The following is a 20,219-nucleotide window of genomic DNA, read 5'->3' as shown; positions in this document are numbered from 1 at the left end:
TCGAATGAGGCGGGGGTTTTGCTTTGTGCGCGCCAAAAGTGCGAAAGCGGAAAAAGAACAAGAACTAAGCAAAAAGCACAAACAACACAAAACCGGAAAGACAAAAACAAACCCGGCTGCCGCCGGGTTTATGTTTTAAGAGCCAAATGCTGATTCATGCATACCAGCTCCCCGCTCCACGGCAGAATGTCCGGCTCTCCGCAAAGGGCGCATGCGGATAACTGCACAGGCAGTGTAGCGGTCAACTAATTTTGGCCACATCATTATAGCCAAGCCTATAATTGCGCTCTGCCTCGTTGGGTGCCAAACCACCATTATGGTGATGCGGCCTGAGCTGGCTGTAGTAGCCCAGCATGTAATTCAGTATTTCCCGCTCAGCTTGCGCAAATGAGTTGTAGCCAACCTCTGGCACCCATTCTGTTTTCAAACTCCTGAAGAAACGCTCCATCGGGCTATTGTCCCAGCAATTACCTCGTCGACTCATGCTTTGCTGAATTTGGCATCGCCATAATAATTGCCTGAACTTGACGCTGCTGTAATGGCTGCCCTGATCAGAATGGCACATCACTCCGTCAGGTCGACCTCTGCTTTCAAATGCATGAACGAGCGCTTTGCAGGTTAAATCACTATCGGGCGAGAGCGACATGGCCCAGCCAATCGGCTTTCTGGCGAATAAATCCATCACCACCGCCAGATACGCCCAACGATTACCTACCCAGATATACGTTACATTGCCGCACCAAACCTGATTGGGTTGAACGACTGCAAACTGGCGCGCCAACAAAATCGGCACTTCAGTGTGCTCACGCGCAGTCTTTTTGTACGCATGACTTGGCTGCTGGCAACTCGTAAACCCTAGCTGCTTCATGTACTTGGCTGCCAGATAGCGACTCATCTGGATGCCTTGCGCACTGGCCATCGTGGCAATACTGCGTGAGCCTGCAGAACCATTGCTGGCGTTAAACAATTCGCGCACTTTACTTAAACGTTGCACCTGCTCTGGCCTGATTGGCTTAGTGCGTTTCCAGGCTTTAAAGCTGCTTCGGTGGACTTCAAACGTACGGCACAACTGTGCCACAGCGTAGCTCTCTTTGAGCTGAGCAATTATCTTAAATTGTTCAGCGAGTCCGACATCAAGAGAGCAGTAGCCTAATGGAATGGTCTGCCCCACCTGCTGATAATCGGCATACTGAGGTTTTTACGGGAGGTCATTATGAGCACACAAGCGATTCACATTATTGGCATTGATCTTGGCAAGAACTGGTTTCACTTAGTTGGCATGGATGAGAAAGGCAAGCCGCTGTTACGTAAGAAACTCAATCGCACTCAACTTGCCGAATTTGCGACAACTGCGTCAACATGCATCGTTGTCATGGAGTCCAGTCCTGGTTCGCAATATTGGGGGCGCAAATTTCAGAACGCCGGCCACACTGTTCGCGTAATTCCGGCGCAGTTCGTTAAACCTTATCTGAAATCCAACAAGAACGATTTCAATGATGCTGAAGCAATCGCTGAAGCCGCCAGCCGAGGCACAATGCGCACCGTGCCGTTGAAGACGACCGACCAGCTGGAGATGCAAGCAATGCATCGGGTACGTCAGCGACTGATTGTGGAACGCACTGCGCTCGTGAATCAGATGCGTGCGTTACTTCTCGAACATGGCATTGTTATTCCTGTAGGGCGTGCGTTATTCGCACGAGCATTGCCTCGTATTCTTGAGGCCGTTGACAATGCTCTGTCTCCCAGAATGCGACAACTGCTCTACAGATCGCGACAACGCTGGCTGGCGTTGGATGATGAGATTGACATTGCCTCTGTTGAAATCCATCAAATCGCCAAGGAGTCAGAATTATGCCGGCTTGTTTCAACAGTGCCGGGTGTGGGGCCTATTGTGTCAAGTGCACTGATCGCTGCCGTAGGTAATGGCCAGGCATTCGGTAAGGCCCGGGATATGGCAGCCTGGCTAGGCTTGGTTCCACGGCAATATTCGACTGGCGGCAAATCCAATCTTGGCAGTATCAGCAAGCGTGGCAACGGATATCTGCGAATGCTGGTGATTCAAGGCGCGCGAGCGCTTATGAGCCATATGAAGCGCGATCAGTCGCGAATGGAGCAGTGGCTTCATGAGATTGAGAGGCGTAGCCATCCCCACGTTGCGTTGATTGCATTGGCAAACAAGATCGTATGGATATGCTGGAAAGTCCTTACTGGTGGCGAAAACTATCGACCATTCCCGTATGAATCTATAAACGCATAACGAAGCACCATTGCAGTACCGTAGTAACACCTTCTGGTTTTTGCGAGCCGTAATTGTTGATGACAGAACCGTTGACCGACGTACTTTAAGCCTGACTAAAAAAGCAGTCTTCAATGACTGCACGCTTTATGAGGAAAGGTGCGTGCGGATTCCATCAAGGCCAGGAAATAGTCATTTCCAAACATAGGCCGGATACATTGACGCAAAACGTTTGTCTGAACTCAACAAAAACATGCTTGCAAATCCGGGGCAGACCATACATTTTTTAATATTTCTTTCTCAAGCTCGACCTGCTTCAGACGTTTTTCTAATTCACGAATTCTGAGTTGGTCCGGCGCCATCGGTGTCGCTTTGGGCGTTACGCTAGCATTCTCTTTACGTAGTTGCCGAACCCATTTATCCATGGTCGATTTGCCCACATTCATTGCTTGAGCGGCTTTGGCAACAGAATAGCCCTGATTCAGTAAAAGCTGCGCACATTCGAGACGGAATTCAGGACTGATGTTGGTCGTGTTTTTTTATTCATCATGTCACCTAATTGCTTACGAGGTGCAGCATAACACCTCTAATCAGGTGGCCAAATTCAGTATGCCACTACACCCTTATTGGCTTCCGTGTTTAAGTGTATTTGCAGAAAACATTTGCTAAAAGATAAGTGAGAGATTCTTCCTAGATCGTTGTTGTAAAAATAGTACTCTTGTTTGGAGTGTGCTAATTTTTGATTAAAATATTTCCATTTTGAAATTAATGTTTGAATCTCATTGTCATTTAATGACCTCGATAAGATGAGTGGTAAAAAACATCTGACAAGTGGCTAAAAAAGGCACAGTCAGTTGAATTAAACTGTATCTGTTGACCTTGGGAAAATGTAAGCAGCTATGAAGAATCGATCTCATGGATTTTCACTGATTGAAGTGCTGATTGCGGTATTCGTTGTGGCGATGGGTATCGTTGGCGCGGCGGGCTTGCAACTTGCCGCGATTCGTACTTCACAGCAAAGTGGATACCAGTCTACCGCTGTAGCGTTGGCTAATGAGCTTGCAGATAAGATGCGGGCAAATGATGCACAGATGCGGCTGACTGATGCTCAAAATCCTTTTTTAAAAATTAGCTACAACAAGGCAACGGACCCTGCTCCGACAAAGCCAGCCTTGTGTTACACAGCATCTGCCAGCTGTGATGCAACTGCACTGGCAAATGCCGAGATCTACGAATGGCTTATGCGTATGCGCGAGGCTCTTCCGGAGGGGCGTGTGGTGGTTTGTCGTGATTCAGCTCCTTTCGACAGTACAAAAAAAATGCTCACATGGACGTGTACCGCAGATACTAAAGCGGGAATTACGATCAAAATTGGTTGGAAAAGTAAGAATCCAGACGGTAGCTTCGTTCTTTCCGGTACTTCTGCCCCCCCGGGAGTGGCCATTACGGTTGAGTCATATGTTCAATGAGTGACGAAATGATAAGTCCTATTTTAAAAAGTCATACTCAGCGAGGTGTGACGATTGTTGAATTGCTGGTGTCAATTGCAATTGGCCTCCTGGTGGTTTTGTCAGCAACAGGTCTGGTTGCGTCAACCAAGACCTTATTCCAGGCGCAAACTGAAGGAAAAGAAACTCAGGATACTGCGCGGTTTGCGCTGGACAACATTGCGGCATCTATTCGGCAGGCCGGTTACGTTAACTACGACTTCAATAACTCTCCTCAAATCACACCATCGACAGCAAGCGCTGATATTGCTGGATTAGACGCGAACAGCGTTTCGGCGACTTCGACGGATATCTCAACCCCGCTTGGAACAGCGGTGAATTTCAGTGATGTACTCGCGGTACGTTTTTTTGGCTCAGGAACAGGTGCTGGAGACGGGATTGTTACAAACTGTGCAGGTTTTCCCGTGCCTGCTCCAACTTCTCCCAGTACAGCTGATCAGGATCGCGGGTGGAGTATTTACTATGTTGCTAACGACGCCAACGGTGAGCCGGAGTTGCTCTGTAAGTATTACAACCCTGTATCCGGAAAGTGGAGTGCGCAGTCGATTGTGAAAGGTGTGGAGTCGTTTCAGGTCTTGTACGGTATTGATCGTAGTGATCCGCCAGACGGAACGGTCAATCAGTATCTGAATGCAACAGCGTTAAATGCACTGGATGCCGGGATTGTTCTTTCCGGAACGAATGCTCAGGAGAGGGCGCAGGATCTGAACCGTAAAACTTTTTGGAAAAAAATCTCGACCGTTAAGATCGCTATGCTTGTGAGGGGGAGCCAGAATGCCCGTACTGATACGACATCTTCAAAATACGATTTGTTCGGTTCGGACTATGCAAGCGTAAACGGTGGAAACGATAAAGGAACGACGATTCAGGAGTCACAGTTACCTGCTCAGACGCTGAATCGGATCAGAAAGGTTTATGCAGCGACGGTCCAGGTTCGGAATCTCTGCTATGTCGACAGTACTCGCGGAACTTGTGTTCCACCTCCCTGATGAATGGTAAAACAGTGAAAAACATGATGAAACCGACTTTTGTATTATTGCGTCGGCAAGATGGTGCAGCTCTGATCGTTTCTTTAATGATGCTGATCGTCGTGCTGATATTGAGCATCGCTCTTGCGACAGTGTCTCTTCAGGGTGAAAAAGCATCGCGCAGTGATCGCGATCGTCAGATCGCGCTGATGGCTGCCGAAGCGGCATTGAAAGATGCCGAAATGGATATTGATCCGCAGGTTGCACTGGCAAACGGACGTGCAAATTTATTTGATCCGACCTCAAATCTTTATTTCGAGGCAGGCTGTGCCAGCGGTGACGGAAACGTTTATCAGGGATTATGCCTGCCTTCACTGGCTGGTCAAACGCCAGTGTGGTTTATCGCAAATATCGCGTCTGATGATTCGAGCTCGCCCTCAGTGAAATTCGGTAGATTTACCGGACAGACAATGGTTACCGGGAAAGGATCTTTTCCGGCAAAACTGCCACGCTACATTATTGAGGCGGTGCAAGATCTGGAAGCAGGTCGCAAAGCCGACGAACAAACAAAATATATATTTCGTATCACTGCTATCGGATTTGGCGCGAACTCTGATACTCAGGTTGTGCTGCAGTCCTTTTACAGAAAAGCGGAACGGTCATGAAGAAAATTTTTAAACGAACTTCCGGTATTGTTGTTGGCCTGCTAGGGGCTTTGCATTTATCTGCTTTTGCGGCGCCACCGACAGTAAATCTTGCAACGACACCTTTGTATTCGGGGGGCGGTAATGTTCGACCAAATTTGTTGCTCGATTTGTCCGTTGAATTCCCGACTGTTAAGGCGGCTTATACAAATTCGAATGACTATAACAAGCAGGTTGAATACATCGGTTACTTCAATACCAAGAAATGTTATCTGAATGGCACTTTTAAAACGTTCACAAAGGATAAAAACGGTAATGCCATCACAGCCAAAACGGTCAGTGTTTCGGATATGAGCAATGGGTATTTTTATATTTATAAAGATACTGATGCAAATTATGAGTGTGGCGGTGATTCTTTTAGTGGAAACTTTCTGAACTGGGCTTCCTCATCCGCTATCGATATGCTGCGCCTTGCGCTCACCGGTGGTGACAGGATTGTTGATACTGCGACACAAACAGTGCTGCAACGTGCATTTTTATACAGTGGTTTCTATAACTCCGGTGGTTACTTCCCGCGTAAGGTTGTGACGTCATCCGCAACAATGAGTGCGCCGAGTGCTGTAACACCTTATAACGTCACGACACTGTATGTATTAAATTGTGATAATAAAATTTTATTTACGGATGTAAATAAGACAGGTAACTGCGGTACACAAAGGACATATCCGACCAATAATGCGACGTCTGACAGTTGGCTGGACGTTTCAACTGATCGTGTACTCGGCGAATTTCTTGTCCGAGTACAGGTATGTGATAGTAAAGAAAATAAGACCCGTACCGACTTGTGCTTGCAATATCCAAACGGTAATTACAAACCGGTAGGGCAGATGCAGCGCAATCAGAATAGTGTACGTTACGGTGCGTTCGGATATCTGATGGATAACGTAAACACCCGTTACGGCGGCGTCCTGCGTGCTCCTTTAAAGTATGTTGGTAATAAGCAATATCGTGCTTCTAACGGTTTTGTTGAGGAGGTAAATGATCGTCCTGAGTGGAATGAAAGTACCGGGGTTTATGTAGTTAATCCAGAGGGAGATAGTACTGGTAACAGCGGTGTTATCAACTATCTCAATAAATTCGGACGAACCGGGACAGCAGGTGTTTATAAATCCTACGATCCGCTGAGTGAGCTTTTTTATGAAAGTATTCGCTATCTGCAAGGAAAGGCGCCAACCAGTAACGCGACATCCGGCATGACCACGGCGATGCAGGATAATTTCCAGGTAATCCAGAACTGGACTGATCCTATCGAGGCCTCATGTCAGAAAAATTATATTATCGCTATTGGTGATGCGAATACTCACCAGGATACCTTTATCCCGGGTACTGCGCGCACAGGTGCTGGGCGTGCCTTACGTGCAGCAGAGGCGGCGACGTCGCAATGGCCAGCATTTGACGTGAAGGCTGCAACTCAAACAATTGCAGATATGGAGTCGAGTAGTGCGTCTGGTAACTCTGCCCCGGTTGCAAGTCTGGCAAATATGGCCACAGTCGGTACCGGATCTGGTGGTAGTGCAACTTTCTATATGGCTGGTGCAGCTTACTGGGCGCATGTGAATGACATCCGTTTTGACAAACCTGTCAGAGTAAAAACGTTCACAATTGACGTAGACGAAAATGGCAATGGCTCGATTGATAATGCTACTCGGAGTGCAACCGCCCCTCGTTTATCGCAACTGTATTTAACAGCAAAATACGGTGGCTTTGGTGACTTAAATCTGGATGGTAATCCTTTCAAAACCTTTGATGCAGATGGTAAGACCGTGATCGCGAACAATAAGGAATGGGCTGCCGGTAATAACACCGATCCGGATAATTTCTTCCTGGCCAGCAATCCAAAGAAAATGATTGCTGCTATTACAGCCATTTTTCAGAACGTGACTTCGGCAGGCGGTACGGTTGCCGGTGTAGGTATCAGCTCTACCAGTGCCAGCGATAATCCGTTTGTCTACGAACCCGGGTTCCGATCGGATAAATGGTCGGGCAGTCTGCGCAAACAGTCGGCGACAATTGCGAATCCTCCAACAATCTGGGATGCCGGCGTAATCCTGACTGGCGACCCGGTGAAACAAGCGGCTCCAAGCCCGTTGCCGAACGACCGTAAGATTTATACGTCAAAAATTTCCACTGACGGATCTTTGAGTCTGCTGCCGTTTAGCTGGTCCGGTGGTGCGAACTTCAGTTCCGCACATCAGACTGCACTGAACACAGACCCGCACACCGGAACGCTTGATAATTTTGCCGCAGATCGTATTGCTTATCTCCGTGGTGACCGGACTCAGGAAATTACAAAAGACGCCAACGGAGTTGCGCAAGGAAAGTTCCGCCCACGAGACAGCGTTCTGGGTGATATTGTCAACAGCGCACCAGTTTATTATGGTGCTCCGGCGAAAAATGTTTCGGGTAATGGTTACTCTACTTTTTACGAAGCCAACAAAAACCGTAAGAAAGCAGTGTATGTCGGTGCAAATGACGGAATGCTGCATGCATTCGATGCAGACAGCGGTACAGAGTTGTTTGCATACGTGCCGAACACTCTTTTGTCGAAAATTTCCAATCTGACGGATCCGTACTATAGCCACCAGTCATTTGTAGACGGACGTATTTCTGTTCGTGAAGCGCAGGTTCGTGGCGCATGGAAAACATTGCTGGTCTCGGGATTTGGTCCGGGCGCAAAAGGTGTTTTCGCTCTGGATGTGACGAATCCTGATAATTTCTCCGGTGGGCTTGGTGCTCTTTGGGAGTTCAACGAAAAAATCGATAAAGATATGGGCTATGTTGTCGCGCCACCATTGATTGCAAAATTCAGAACGGGTGGTACTACGGCGAATCCGCAATTTACCAATTTCGTCGTTATTTCCAGCGGATACAATAACTATGACTCTGATGCAACGTCAACCGGCGCACAAGCCCTGTTTTTGTTGTCACTGGATAAGAGATCGTCCGACCCCTGGGTGCTGGGTAGTAATTATTTTAAGCTGGTAACACCAATTAAGGATGCTACGAAGAAAAATGGTCTCGGTGCGCCGAATGTTGTGTATGGTCCGAATGGTGCAGTTTCGTACGCATATGCCGGTGATTTGCAGGGGAATATGTGGCGTTTTGATTTTACCTCCGGCAACCTCAGTACGGCGACAACGTCAACCAAACCAGTCTTTACTGCGAAGACTTCGGGCGGCGTAACTCAGCCAATTACAGTTCAGCCGCAAATTGTTTTTGCGCCGGGTGGCGGATATATTCTGTTGTTTGGTACCGGCAAATATCTTGAGAGTTTTGATGCAACGCCTGCGAATTACATTACCAATTCGTATTATGCGATTCTCGATACGACATATGATGCCGATGCGGTTGCCAGTCGTTCAGAGCTGGAGGCCAGAACACCGACAACTTCCGGCAATGGTTTCCAGATTTCCGGTGCTAATTTCACCTACGGTGTGGGGACGGGTACGAAAAAAGGCTGGTATATGGACTTTTATAATTCGCAAACGACTGGCGAGCGCGTTCACCATACACTGACGAGCGCACTGGCTGGCAACTATCTGTTCTTTAATACGCTGATTCTGAGTAATGACCCATGTTCCGGCGGTAGCGGGCGTAAATATGCCGTTGATGTTCTTACTGGATTAAATTCAGATGTGACGGGTACCTTGTCGACAATCGGCTTGCTGACTTCTCCGATCGTTATCAATATCAGCACCAGCGCAGCGAGCAGAAACAGTACCGGTGCTCGTAAAATTACCACCAAGATTTCAGTCAGAACTGCTGGTACAGGCAATTCTTCCGGTGCAACTAGTGAAAATTCGTCCGCAGCTGATGCTGTTACACGTGCAGGTCGTATCAGCTGGCAGGAGATTCGCAACTGGCAGGAGTTGAAAAAGACGATGAACAGCACAACAGGTACCTGATATAAAAAGGATAAAAAGATGAAAAAGCAATTGGGGTTCACGATGATCGAGCTGATGATCGTTTTGGTGGTGATCTCGATTCTGGCTGCGTTTGCATTTCCGTCGTACCGTGACAGCGTACGAAAGTCAAATCGCGCACAGGCCAAGACGGCATTGATGCGCTTAATGCAGCAGCAGGAGCAGTACTTTACGCAAAATAATTCTTATATTGTGTTCTCTCAGTCTTCGACGGATGCCGCTGAAAAGAAATTTAACTGGTTTTCCGGTGATTCTGCCGGTACTAGTTATTACGAGATTAAAGGTGAGGCTTGTACCGGCGATACGATTCAGAATTGCGTGATGCTGACCGCGACACCGGGGACGGCCAATGTTATCTCCGGCTATACAGATCCTGTTTGCGGTAACCTGACACTGACCAGTACAGGCATCAAAGGCTATAGCAGCAGTTCGGGTTCGAAAGAATTGTGCTGGTAATGCGATGAACAGGGTAAATCATATGCGCGAGCGCGGCTTTTCGATGGTGGAACTGATGATCGTTGTGGCGATTACCGGCATTCTTATGGCACTCGCCATGCCCGCTTACCGTGATTTCATCAATCGGCAGCAAATGCAGGCTGCTGCACTGGAGTTCTATGCAGCGGTGAATCTGACGCGCGCAGAAGCCATTAAGCGTGGGGATCAGGTAACGATGGCGGCGGCTGACGGTGCTGACTGGAAGTCCGGCTGGACGATTTTTCTGGATGCAAACAATAATCTGCGTCGTGACAGCGGAGAACAAATTATCATGACGCATGACGCGCTGCCTGCGACGCTGGCAGTAGCCAGCGCTTTTACCGATGCTACTGCGCCGTACATATCCTATACAGGTAATGGCCGCAGTCGTACCAAAGCAAGTGTCTTTCAGCCGCAGGCTGGGACGGTCAGTTTTACAGCGGTGAATATGACCCGCAGAATTAAGGTCAACTTCCTCGGGCGTGCCAGGATGTGTGATCCGGATAAAGATTTAACCTGTGATGCAACAGCATCCGGTGGTTAAGTCCTGTTTTCACTACCTTTTCTGGTAGAATTTCGTCTTGTTGAAAAAATAACCAATTTGTCATCAAAATGGCATGTGTGACCATATTGTGCAAAATGTTGTTGTTTTTAAATTCAAGCAAACGTTGTTGTCGGGTTTTGGCATGTAAATGCAATACGAAGGAGGTTTTTCGTTGCATTGTCATACAGAATCCCTAATATAGACACGTTTAACTGACAGGCAGATGGCAATCGGCACTACTGCAATGGTATGTGCCCCGTTCTGTGAAGTGTATTCCGGAACAGGACGAAATTGAAACAGAGATTATGATTGAAAAATTAAAAAAAGCAGGCGAGGTTTCGGTGCCTAAGCACATCGCGATCATTATGGATGGAAACGGGCGATGGGCAACAAAACGCTTTCTGCCGCGTTTTGCCGGTCATGCCAAAGGTGTGAAATCTGTTCATCGTGTTGTGGAAGCCTGTGTTAATCGTGGTGTGCAGTATCTGACCTTGTTTGCGTTCAGTTCAGAAAACTGGAAACGTCCGGAAGAAGAAGTTTCTTTGCTGATGCAACTGTTTCGCAAAGTGCTGGTCAATGAAATCCGCAAGATGAATGAGAACAATATTCGTCTGAAAGTGATTGGTGACTTATCGCGCTTTGATAAAGATCTGCAAGCGCTGGTGGAGCTTGCTGAGTCTCAGACAGCATCAAATAATGGCCTGACCTTAACAATTTGCGCCAATTACGGTGGTCGCTGGGATATGGCGAATGCTTGTCGTCGCCTGATGAATGAAGGTTACCGCCCCGAAGATATCACTGAAGAGTTGTTATCGAGCCGTCTGGCGATGGCATATGCGCCGGATCCGGATATGCTGATACGCACTGGCGGGGAAGCACGTATTTCCAATTTCCTGCTGTGGCAGGCAGCGTACTCTGAGTTTTATTTCACAGAAACTTACTGGCCGGACTTCGACGGCGATGCACTGGATGAGGCGATTGCATCCTTCCAGAAACGGGAACGCCGTTTTGGCAAAACCAGTGAACAAGTAAAAGCATCCTGAGGAGAGTATTGTGAGGGCCGTAGTTCCTGTGATTTTGTCAGGTGGATCGGGAACGCGGCTCTGGCCACTTTCCCGTGCCGGGTTTCCAAAGCAATTTCTGAGTTTTGACGGAACATTCAGTTTGTTTCAGCACGCGGTAAAGCGCTTGCTGGCGATCCGCATGGAAGGTGTCAGTATTGCAGACCCAGTCATCGTTGCAAACGAAGAGCACCGGTTCATTATTCAGGATCAGTTAAAAGCCATCGGTGTGGTGCGCTTTGATATCATCCCCGAGCCAGCCGGACGAAACACCGCACCCGCATTGACGCTGGCGACTCTGCGCGCTGCAGAGCGTGAACATGACCCGCTTTGCTTTGCCGTGCCGGCAGATCAGCAAATCCCCGATCTGGCTGCTTTTCAGGCCGCTGTTCAGGCGGCCATCTCTGCTGCAGATCAGTTTTCCATCATGACGCTGGGCATTCAGCCAGACCGGCCTGAAACCGGTTTTGGTTACATCCGTTTTGACGAACAGACGCAAAATGGCATGCAGGCAGCGTACAAAGTCAGTCAGTTTGTTGAGAAGCCGGATTTGGCGACGGCGGAATCGTACGTAAAAAGCGGACTTTATCTGTGGAACAGCGGTATGTTTATGGTACGTGCCAGTGTTTGGCATGACGCTTTGCAACGCTTCCGTCCTGACATCGCTGATGCTGTGAAAAATGCATGGCAGGAGCATACGCAGGATGGTTGCTTTTTGCGCCCGGACGCGGTCTTGTTCAGTCAGTGCCCGTCTGAGTCGATTGACTATGCCGTGATTGAGCCCTGCGCTGCATCGGGATATACGATCGGCGTTGTGCCGCTGAATGCAGGCTGGAGCGATCTGGGTGCTTGGAATGCCGTCTGGCAGACCGGTGTGCAGGATAAACACCAGAATGTATGTTACGGTGATGTGATTGCACATGATACAACCGGTTCTTTGTTGTATTCCACCGGTCGTTTGCTGGCAGTCGTCGGTTTGCGCGATATGGTGGTCGTGGAGACGCCTGACGCGGTACTGGTTGCCCCGCTGGAAAAAAGTCAGTCTGTGAAAGATGTGGTCAGTATTCTGCAGCAACAGCAGCGGCCAGAAGCCGTAACACAACGTCAGGTGCACCGCCCGTGGGGCTGGTATTTGTCGGTGGATGAGGATAGCCGCTTTAAGGTTAAGCGCATCATGGTGAAACCGGGCGCGAGTCTGAGTCTGCAGATGCATCATCATCGTGCAGAGCACTGGATTGTGGTGAAAGGGACTGCGGAAATTACTTGCGGCGAACAGGTGTCCTTATTTACCGAAAACCAGTCGACGTATATTCCGCTGGGGATGAAGCACCGCTTGCGTAATCCCGGTACCATCCCGCTGGAAATTATAGAAGTGCAGTCCGGTAGCTATCTTGGCGAAGATGATATCGTCCGGTTTGAAGACACGTATGGCCGCGCAAAATAAACGCGTGTGGTGATCAGAGTCAGAAACCTGGTAAGGCCTCCTGCTCAGGAGGCTTTTTTCTGTCTGGCGTTGCAGAATTTGTTAAATACGCACTTTTTCGGGAAATAGTCTGAATTGAGAAACATCATTTATCTGGTCATCGTGCAGGGTGCAATTTATCTGGCACCGTTGCTGATGCTGCCATATCTGACACGCCTGCTGCCGGTTGCCGACTTTGCAGCCATGGTCGCGGCACAAGCCTTTGTGCAGTATTTTGTGCTGGTGACGGATTACGGATTTACGATCACCGCGACGCGTCAGATTGTGTTTGCAAGAGATGATCAGCAGCAGGTATCGCGTATTTACTCAGCGACCATGTCAGCGAAATTGCTGCTTGCGGCAGGGAGTATGCTGATCTGCATGCTGCTGACGCTGACGATTCCGGCGCTGCGGCTGAATCCTGTGATTACGCTCGCATGTATGATCGGCATTCTGGGTAATGCTTTGTTTCCGATGTGGCTGTTGCAGGGGCTGGAGAGAATGAAGCATCTGGCACTGATGACAGCGATATCCCGATTTTTACCATTGCCGGTTTTGCTGTTGCTGGTGACCAGACCGGATCAGGCGGTGCTCGCCGCACTGATTGTTAACAGCCCTGCGGCGATCGGAGCTGTATTCGGATTAGCGTATGTGCGCAAGCACCGACTGGCAGTATGGCATCGTGTCGATCTGGCCGCGATCCGGTATCAGTTAAGCGAAGGCTGGGCTGCCTTTATTGGCGGTATGGCCACCAGTTTTTACACGACCATGAATGTGTTGCTGCTGAATGGCTTCAGCACGCCGCAACAAGTCAGTTATTTCAACGCCAGCGACAAAATCCGTTCGGCGGCACAGGGATTTATTCAGCCGGTCGCTGCTGCCTTGTTTCCGAAGTTTTCGCTGCTGGCGCAACAACCCGACCCTGTCCGCCTGCGAAAGCTGATGCAGATGGGGACGGCAGTCATGCTGCTGTTGCAGCTGGCGGGCGGGCTGGTGATGTATTTCGGCGCGGAGCTGATTGCCCGCTATTACCTTGGCGCCGGTTTTGCGGAGGCTGCATGGTATTTGCGTTCGCTGGCCTTTTTACCGCTGGTGATTGCAGTTGCAACAATTCTGTCGCAATGGCGCCTGCTGGCCTGCGGTGAGAGCCGCGCTCTGAGCAAAATCTATATTTTTGCCGGCCCTCTGCATTTGCTTTATGCCGCGTGGATGACACATGAGTGGGGCGCGGCGGGGCTGGTACTCAGTCTTTTTATCACTGAAGGGGGCATCACGCTGGCGATGCTGTTGCTGGCGAAAAAGAAACGCATTCCCCTGTACTGACCCGGTGAGAACTGGCTCACAGCCGGCTTGTCCATGTTGTGCCATTGTGCAGATTTGGAAAAACAGGCACCCCGGAGCGCCAGCGTTTTCGCGGACGTCCTTGTTTTTCTTTGCCTGTTTCGTCATTTCAGTCGGTTTTTACCGTTTCCGGGCAGTTTTCGGCTGACTGCGGGTGATGCCCGGGAAGTGCAACACCTGCCATTATTGTGATCTGTGCAGGCAGTCCGGAGCCGGAAAGGCTAATTTACGTTAGACTTGCGGGATTCGATGGAGAACCGCATGAGAATCACAGAAGACTTAATCCGCCAGACCCTTTCCGCCCAGATTGATCCGAATACCGGAACTGATTACGTATCCGCAAAAAATGTCCGCCAGATCAGCGTGACAGCCGAGGGTGATATCAGCGTCCGTATCGTGCTGGGTTATCCGGCAAACAGTCAGCTCGCACCTTTATCCGAACAAATCCGTAGCGTACTGGCGGCATTGCCTGATGCAGGTAAAGTCGATGTGCAGATGACATTTGAAGTGGTTGCGCACGCGGTGCAGCGTGGCGTGAAAGTTATGCCGAATGTGAAGAATATTATTGCTGTCGCGTCCGGTAAGGGCGGCGTAGGCAAATCGACGACAGCAGCGAATCTGGCACTGGCGCTGGCTGCTGAAGGCGCAACGGTTGGTTTGCTGGATGCGGACATTTACGGTCCTTCACAACCAATGATGATGGGTATCAGCGGCCAGCCTGAAACGACTGACGGCAAAACCATGGAGCCAATGGAAAACCATGGTATTCAGGTGTCGTCGATCGGCTTTATGATTGATCCGGATGAACCTATGGTCTGGCGTGGCCCGCTGGTGCAGCAAGCCTTGCAGCAATTGCTGACGCAAACGAACTGGCGCAATCTGGATTATCTGATTATTGATATGCCACCGGGTACCGGCGATGTGCAACTGACACTGTCGCAAAAAGTACCGGTCACGGGCGCCGTAATCGTAACGACACCGCAGGATGTGGCATTGCTGGATGCGCGTAAAGGCTTGCGCATGTTTGAGAAAGTCGATATTCCTATCCTCGGTGTGGTAGAGAATATGAGCATGCATATCTGCAGCAATTGTGGCCATGCGGAACATATTTTTGGGCAGGGTGGTGCAGAAAAAATGTGCGCAGACTTCGGTGCAGACTTCCTCGGCTCGCTGCCGCTGAATCTGCAGATCCGTGAGCAGGCAGACTCTGGCAAACCGACGGTTGCCGCTGAACCGGATGGTCAGGTCGCCGCAATTTATAAAGCCATCGCCCGCAAAGTTGCTGTGCGTGTTGCGCAAAAAGCGAAAGACATGTCACTCAAATTCCCGACCATCACCGTGCAGAATACCTGATGAAAGAACAGGATCAACGCTGGCTGCGTCATGCTGTGCAATTGTCTGAGCGTGCCGGTATCGAAACCTCGCCGAATCCCCGTGTCGGTTGCGTGATTATTCGCGACAACCAGATTCTGGGAGAAGGGTGGACGCAGCCGGTGGGACAAGCACACGCTGAAGTACAGGCATTGCGTGATGCGCAGCAGCGTGGACACGATGTGCGCGGAGCGACTGCCTATGTTTCGCTGGAGCCTTGCAGTCATTTCGGCCGCACACCGCCTTGCGCATTCGGGTTACGTGATGCCGGAATTGCGCGGGTTGTCGCGGCTGCCGGTGATGCAAATCCGCTGGTATCCGGCAAAGGCTTTGCGATTTTGCGTGAAGCCGGTATCGAGGTACTGGCTGAACCGGATCCTGCGCTGGCGCAGCAGGTCAGGGAAATGAATATCGGTTTCTTTCATCGTATGGAAACCGGTTTGCCCTGGGTGCGCTTAAAAATGGCAGCCAGTCTGGATGGCCGAACCGCCTTGCCGAACGGACAAAGTCAGTGGATTACCGGACCGGACGCACGCGAAGACGGGCACCGCTGGCGGGCGCGTGCAGATGTCATACTGACCGGAATCGGCACAGTGCTGGCAGATAATCCGCAACTGAATGTGCGTGGCACCGATATCCCTCGTCAGCCACCGAAATGGGTGATTGACTCGGCCTTCCGCACGCCGCTGAACTCTCATGTGACACAGGGTGCTGCGCTGACGGTCATCGGCGCATCCGATAATGCACAGCGACTTGCATTGCAGGATGCCGGTGTGCAGACTTTTCTGATGCCAGATCCGGAAGGAAAAGTGGATTTGGCGGCTGTGGTACGGGCACTGGGAAAACAGCAATGCAATGAAGTGCATGTGGAAGCCGGTGCTGCACTGTCCGGTGCGCTGGTAGATGCAGGACTGGTCAATGAAATCCTGTTGTACATGGCTCCTAAATTTCTGGGGGCGGGCGCTGGCGTGCTGGCGCTGCCGGAAATGCAGCATGTGAGTCAGGCGCGAGTATGGCAGATCACGGAGCTTGCACAGATTGGACCGGATATCAGGCTGCGCTGCCGCTAAGTCCTGCGCCGTAGCGGAGCATATTGTGCGCCATTGAACGGATGGCTGCCTCTTATCAAAGCAGATCGGCGATCTGCTTTTTTCATGTCTTAAGCATTCAGCAGTAATCCCGCCAGCACGGTAATTTGCTGTTCCCGCAAGCCGCGGCGATTCTGCGACAATAGCGGGATATTCAATCGTCCGATCAAGATGTCTGCCCCTAATCAAAAAATCGTTGCCGTGATTGTCACTTACCGGCCCAATCCAGAACTCTTAATGCGGAATTTTCAGGCACTGGCGCCGCAAGTTGCTGAAATTGTCGTTGTGGATAATTCAGATGATGCCACGCAGGCGGAAAGTGTCAGGCAATTGTTTGCCGGGCGTGAGCAAGTTCATTATCTGTGGAATCAAGGAAATCAGGGGATTGCCTTTGCGCTTAGCGCGGGTATCAGGTTTGCTGAGCAACTGGGTGCTGACTGGGTGCTGACAATGGATCAGGACAGCGTGCTACCGGATCATTATGTTGCTGTGCTGACGGAAGATGTACGGGCCTATGGTGATCGTGCTGTCTCCATCGGTACGCCTTTCGTGAGCGCGAGTCACCGCTTTGCAGATACAAGGTCCGGCGGGCCGGTAAAGTTGCTGATTACGTCCGGCAATCTGATCAGAGTCGATGCCGTAAAGCAGGCTGGCTACTTCCGCGATGAGTTCTTTATCGATTATGTGGATTTTGATTTATCGCTGCGTTTGCGCAAACTTGGTTATTTACTCATCGAAACACACAGAATCAGTTTTAACCATCAGCTTGGTAATGCGACACGTAAAACACTGTTTGGTAAAGCCTTCAGTTGTACGAATTATTCGCCACTGCGGTTTTACTATATGAGCAGAAACCGTATTGTCTTTTTTAAAGAAAATATCTGGTTTGATCCCGCACTGGTTTTCCGATGTGCAGCCGATATGTGCAAAGAAACGCTGAAAATGCTGATTGGTGAAGAGGACAGGAAAAAGAAGGTGACGGCAATCTTGTCCGGTATTCGTGACGGCTTGCTCGGGCGTATGGGTAAGTATAACGGGCGCTTCTGAGTTGGCGCATGCTGTGTGAGAGCGATTTGTTCTTCACACATAAGGGCATTCCTGTTCAGGAATCTGAAAAAAACAGTAAACATTTTTATGCTGAAAATAGATGTAGCACTCGCTTCGTATAATGGCGAAGCCTTTATCGCAGAACAAATACGATCGATTCTGCATTGCAACCGTCAGGCTGGTGATGTGACCTTCGAGCTGGGAAATATCAATGTATCAGACAATCTGTCTTCCGATCAGACTGCGGCAGTGGTGAAAGCGCTTTCATCAGAGCATTCGAATGTCCGGTATTTTCCGAACAGTCAGCGCGGCGTTATTCATAATTTCAATCATGCAATTCAGCAATGCAGCGCTGATTACGTCATGCTGAGTGATCAGGATGATGTCTGGCTACCCGAAAAAATGACGTCATCGCTGCAAAAGCTGCTTGAGCTTGAACAGAAATACGGCAAGGATTGCCCGTTACTGGTTTTTACTGATCTGCATGTGACAGATAGTCAGTTAAAGGTAACAGCGCCTTCATTTTTTGCCGCGCAGCGACTCATCCCTGACAGCTACCATTACCCGAAGCATATTTTTCTCGCGAATGTTGCACCGGGTTGTACCATGATTATGAACCGTAAATTGCTTGAACTGGCGATGCCTGTGCCAGTGGAAGCCTCCATGCATGACTGGTGGTTTTTGCTCGTGGCTAGTACCTTTGGTCAGGTGGCGCATATTGAGCGACCAACGATGCTATACCGTCAGCATGAAAATAATCAGGTTGGCGCGCCGAGCAAGCGTTATGGGGCATTTTTGTTCTCGCCGCTAAGTCAGTATCAACTGGCCGGGAAGCGACTTGGTCAGGCTGAAGTTCAGGCAAATGCATTTCTTGCGCATTTCCCGGTCGTGCCGGAGCGATGTGCCGAGGCCGTCAAGTTTTTGGCATCGTTTCGCCGTTTATCAAGACTGGAGCGTTTGCGCGGATTGATGTGTCATAAGATTGAACACAGAACGCGCGCAAAGAAAGTGATTTTGTATTTGCTGGCGCTGACATTGTCGCGTACGCGAAGCTGAGTGCTTAGCACCGAGTGACAAAGCCATCATGTGAAAATATGATGGCTTTTTATTTGGGAAAGACTGTACCGGACTGATTGCCGGATCGCTGGTAATCCGATCGGCTGGAACAGATCTAAAGGCAAAAAAGTGTGCAAACTGCGAACTATTGCCGGAAAAAGAAAAAAGACCTCATTGCGAACAATGAGGTCTTATTCTGGTCGGAGTACAAGGATTCGAACCTTGGACCCTCTGCTCCCAAAGCAGATGCGCTACCGGGCTGCGCTACACTCCGAAAAACTGTCATTCACCGTTTGTTTTCACATTCAGTTATTGCTTATGACTAAGCAGGTATTCTGGTCGGAGTACAAGGATTCGAACCTTGGACCCTCTGCTCCCAAAGCAGATGCGCTACCGGGCTGCGCTACACTCCGAAGACCGAAATAATATCCCTATAGGGGGTTGATGTCAATAGTTGCTGTGTTTTCTGCATTTTGCTGCGGCAGAAAAAGTTGCTGATCTGAATGAAATTCGCGTAAATCACCATTCAGCGGATCGGTAAAGCGTATGGTTTTCGCCAGCAATTGCAGCGGCTTCGCAAAATCGTCGCTGCCTGCGGGCAGGGCGGTCGGGTAGAAGGTGTCATGCAGAATCGGGCAGCCCAGTGCATTCATGTGTACTCTGAGCTGATGGCGTTTTCCGGTTACCGGTGACAGTTCGTATAAGGCCCATTCGCCTTCATGACGCAGAACCCGCAAATGCGTCTCGCTGTTTGGCTCGCCTTCAGTTTCTTCCATAACAAAAAAACGCGGGCTTTCTGTGATGCGGCTGCGGCGTGTGCAGGGTGTTTCCAGTGCTGGAAGATGGCGGGCGACCGCGTGGTAAGTCTTTTGCATGGTTTTCGCCTGAAACATCGCCTGATATTTGCCGCGCGTAGCCGGATTAACGGAAAACAGGATCACGCCGGCGGTTTCGCGGTCCAGCCGGTGTAAAGGTGTGAGCTGGCTGAGTCCGGTGCGCTGCTTCAGTCTGACCAGCAGGGTTTCGCGCAGGTACTGGCCGCCCGGTGTGACCGGCAGAAAATGCGGTTTATCGGCGACCAGTAAGTGTTCATCCTGAAACAGAATCTGCTCCTCAAACGGAATACGTGGCTCGGCTGGAACTTCGCGGTAGTAGAAAATGCACATTCCGCGCCGCACGATGCTGCCGGCCTGTAGTTTCTCGCCGGTTTGGGTGGCGACTTCCTGCTTCGCCAGTCGTTCTTGCCAGATGCTGGCCGGAACGTCAGGAAACTGTTGTGCCAGAAACTGGTGCAGGGGCAGCGGGGCAATTTCCGGAATCCAGATATAACTGGGGGAAACACCGTCACGGTCGGGAAGCGGGGCGGGCAGGGCTTGCATACGATCAGTCAGAATTCGGAACCGGTGCCGATGTTAACACGGCGCGCCAGTTCATCG

Annotated in this window: 16 protein-coding genes, 2 tRNA genes and 1 pseudogene; 14 read left to right on the top strand and 5 right to left on the bottom strand. The window is 50.1% G+C overall.

Annotated features, from left to right (window positions below; genetic code table 11):
- Window positions 1-241 precede the first annotated feature (241 nt).
- Window positions 242-1,150, bottom strand: a pseudogene (locus IE092_RS18550) (IS3 family transposase); the annotation flags it as partial.
- 63 nt (window positions 1,151-1,213) lie between these two features.
- Here IE092_RS18550 and IE092_RS18545 point away from each other — a divergent pair.
- The gene (locus IE092_RS18545; RefSeq protein ID WP_189359175.1) at window positions 1,214-2,257 is read left to right on the top strand and encodes an IS110 family RNA-guided transposase; all 1,044 of its coding nucleotides are present in this window, start codon (window positions 1,214-1,216) and stop codon (window positions 2,255-2,257) included.
- A 221-nt stretch (window positions 2,258-2,478) separates the two neighbouring features.
- Here IE092_RS18545 and IE092_RS18540 read toward each other — a convergent pair whose 3' ends face one another.
- Window positions 2,479-2,760, bottom strand: coding sequence for a transposase (locus IE092_RS18540; RefSeq protein WP_189359183.1), 282 nt, complete (start codon window positions 2,758-2,760; stop codon window positions 2,479-2,481).
- A 375-nt stretch (window positions 2,761-3,135) separates the two neighbouring features.
- Here IE092_RS18540 and pilV point away from each other — a divergent pair, with 375 nt between their 5' ends.
- The 13 genes from pilV (at window position 3,136) to IE092_RS18475 (ending at window position 18,783) form a co-directional block, all read left to right on the top strand.
- A complete protein-coding gene (gene pilV, locus IE092_RS18535) occupies window positions 3,136-3,705 on the top strand; it encodes a type IV pilus modification protein PilV (RefSeq protein ID WP_189359173.1) in 570 nt (189 codons plus the stop codon).
- An 8-nt stretch (window positions 3,706-3,713) separates the two neighbouring features.
- On the top strand, window positions 3,714-4,733 hold the full coding sequence (locus IE092_RS18530) for a PilW family protein (protein ID WP_229793266.1): 1,020 nt from the start codon (window positions 3,714-3,716) through the stop codon (window positions 4,731-4,733).
- A 23-nt stretch (window positions 4,734-4,756) separates the two neighbouring features.
- Window positions 4,757-5,377: a pilus assembly PilX family protein gene (locus tag IE092_RS18525; protein WP_189359171.1), complete on the top strand. Its 621-nt coding sequence runs from the start codon at window positions 4,757-4,759 to the stop codon at window positions 5,375-5,377.
- Window positions 5,374-9,321, top strand: a complete 3,948-nt coding sequence (locus IE092_RS18520; RefSeq protein WP_189359169.1) for a pilus assembly protein — start codon at window positions 5,374-5,376, stop codon at window positions 9,319-9,321. The genes IE092_RS18525 and IE092_RS18520 overlap by 4 nt, the downstream gene beginning before the upstream one ends.
- Before the next feature lie 18 nt (window positions 9,322-9,339).
- A complete protein-coding gene (locus IE092_RS18515; RefSeq protein ID WP_189359167.1) occupies window positions 9,340-9,795 on the top strand; it encodes a type IV pilin protein in 456 nt (151 codons plus the stop codon).
- A 4-nt stretch (window positions 9,796-9,799) separates the two neighbouring features.
- Window positions 9,800-10,357 (top strand): GspH/FimT family pseudopilin, encoded by a 558-nt coding sequence (locus IE092_RS18510; RefSeq protein WP_189359166.1) that lies wholly within the window; start codon window positions 9,800-9,802, stop codon window positions 10,355-10,357.
- A 305-nt stretch (window positions 10,358-10,662) separates the two neighbouring features.
- Window positions 10,663-11,400 (top strand): isoprenyl transferase, encoded by a 738-nt coding sequence (locus IE092_RS18505; protein WP_189359165.1) that lies wholly within the window; start codon window positions 10,663-10,665, stop codon window positions 11,398-11,400.
- Window positions 11,401-11,410: 10 nt separating this feature from the next.
- Window positions 11,411-12,862 carry a mannose-1-phosphate guanylyltransferase/mannose-6-phosphate isomerase gene (locus IE092_RS18500; RefSeq protein ID WP_308427158.1) on the top strand — a complete coding sequence of 484 codons (1,452 nt, stop codon included), beginning with the start codon at window positions 11,411-11,413 and terminating at the stop codon, window positions 12,860-12,862.
- Between the two features lie 114 nt (window positions 12,863-12,976).
- A complete protein-coding gene (locus tag IE092_RS18495; RefSeq protein ID WP_189359162.1) occupies window positions 12,977-14,203 on the top strand; it encodes a flippase in 1,227 nt (408 codons plus the stop codon).
- Between the two features lie 279 nt (window positions 14,204-14,482).
- On the top strand, window positions 14,483-15,574 hold the full coding sequence (gene apbC, locus IE092_RS18490) for an iron-sulfur cluster carrier protein ApbC (protein ID WP_189359160.1): 1,092 nt from the start codon (window positions 14,483-14,485) through the stop codon (window positions 15,572-15,574).
- Window positions 15,571-16,662 (top strand): bifunctional diaminohydroxyphosphoribosylaminopyrimidine deaminase/5-amino-6-(5-phosphoribosylamino)uracil reductase RibD, encoded by a 1,092-nt coding sequence (gene ribD / locus IE092_RS18485; RefSeq protein ID WP_373295343.1) that lies wholly within the window; start codon window positions 15,571-15,573, stop codon window positions 16,660-16,662. Before apbC ends, ribD begins: the two co-directional genes overlap by 4 nt.
- A gap of 189 nt (window positions 16,663-16,851) precedes the next feature.
- The gene (locus IE092_RS18480) at window positions 16,852-17,727 is read left to right on the top strand and encodes a glycosyltransferase family 2 protein (RefSeq protein WP_189359156.1); all 876 of its coding nucleotides are present in this window, start codon (window positions 16,852-16,854) and stop codon (window positions 17,725-17,727) included.
- Window positions 17,728-17,814: 87 nt separating this feature from the next.
- Window positions 17,815-18,783: a glycosyltransferase family 2 protein gene (locus tag IE092_RS18475; protein WP_189359154.1), complete on the top strand. Its 969-nt coding sequence runs from the start codon at window positions 17,815-17,817 to the stop codon at window positions 18,781-18,783.
- Window positions 18,784-18,980: 197 nt separating this feature from the next.
- Here the strand turns inward: IE092_RS18475 and IE092_RS18470 are convergent.
- The 3 genes from IE092_RS18470 to IE092_RS18460 form a co-directional block, all read right to left on the bottom strand.
- A tRNA-Pro gene (locus IE092_RS18470) sits at window positions 18,981-19,057 on the bottom strand.
- A 62-nt stretch (window positions 19,058-19,119) separates the two neighbouring features.
- Window positions 19,120-19,196, bottom strand: a tRNA-Pro gene (locus IE092_RS18465).
- Window positions 19,197-19,214: 18 nt separating this feature from the next.
- Window positions 19,215-20,162 carry a pseudouridine synthase gene (locus IE092_RS18460; protein ID WP_189359152.1) on the bottom strand — a complete coding sequence of 316 codons (948 nt, stop codon included), beginning with the start codon at window positions 20,160-20,162 and terminating at the stop codon, window positions 19,215-19,217.
- Window positions 20,163-20,219 lie beyond the last annotated feature (57 nt).

This window comes from Cognatundibacterium squillarum, assembly GCF_014652435.1.
GTDB lineage: Bacteria > Pseudomonadota > Gammaproteobacteria > Burkholderiales > Burkholderiaceae_D > Undibacterium > Undibacterium squillarum.
This window is presented reverse-complemented; position numbering and strand designations above follow the sequence as displayed.

Coding starts and splice junctions, on each gene's coding strand:
- IE092_RS18460 (WP_189359152.1), bottom strand. CDS start 20,162: ATGCAAGCCCTGCCCGCCCCGCTTCCCGACCGTGACGGTGTTTCCCCC.
- IE092_RS18515 (WP_189359167.1), top strand. CDS start 9,340: ATGAAAAAGCAATTGGGGTTCACGATGATCGAGCTGATGATCGTTTTG.
- IE092_RS18520 (WP_189359169.1), top strand. CDS start 5,374: ATGAAGAAAATTTTTAAACGAACTTCCGGTATTGTTGTTGGCCTGCTA.
- IE092_RS18530 (WP_229793266.1), top strand. CDS start 3,714: ATGATAAGTCCTATTTTAAAAAGTCATACTCAGCGAGGTGTGACGATT.
- apbC (WP_189359160.1), top strand. CDS start 14,483: ATGAGAATCACAGAAGACTTAATCCGCCAGACCCTTTCCGCCCAGATT.
- IE092_RS18510 (WP_189359166.1), top strand. CDS start 9,800: ATGAACAGGGTAAATCATATGCGCGAGCGCGGCTTTTCGATGGTGGAA.
- IE092_RS18545 (WP_189359175.1), top strand. CDS start 1,214: ATGAGCACACAAGCGATTCACATTATTGGCATTGATCTTGGCAAGAAC.
- pilV (WP_189359173.1), top strand. CDS start 3,136: ATGAAGAATCGATCTCATGGATTTTCACTGATTGAAGTGCTGATTGCG.
- IE092_RS18475 (WP_189359154.1), top strand. CDS start 17,815: ATGCTGAAAATAGATGTAGCACTCGCTTCGTATAATGGCGAAGCCTTT.
- IE092_RS18480 (WP_189359156.1), top strand. CDS start 16,852: ATGTCTGCCCCTAATCAAAAAATCGTTGCCGTGATTGTCACTTACCGG.
- IE092_RS18525 (WP_189359171.1), top strand. CDS start 4,757: ATGATGAAACCGACTTTTGTATTATTGCGTCGGCAAGATGGTGCAGCT.
- IE092_RS18505 (WP_189359165.1), top strand. CDS start 10,663: ATGATTGAAAAATTAAAAAAAGCAGGCGAGGTTTCGGTGCCTAAGCAC.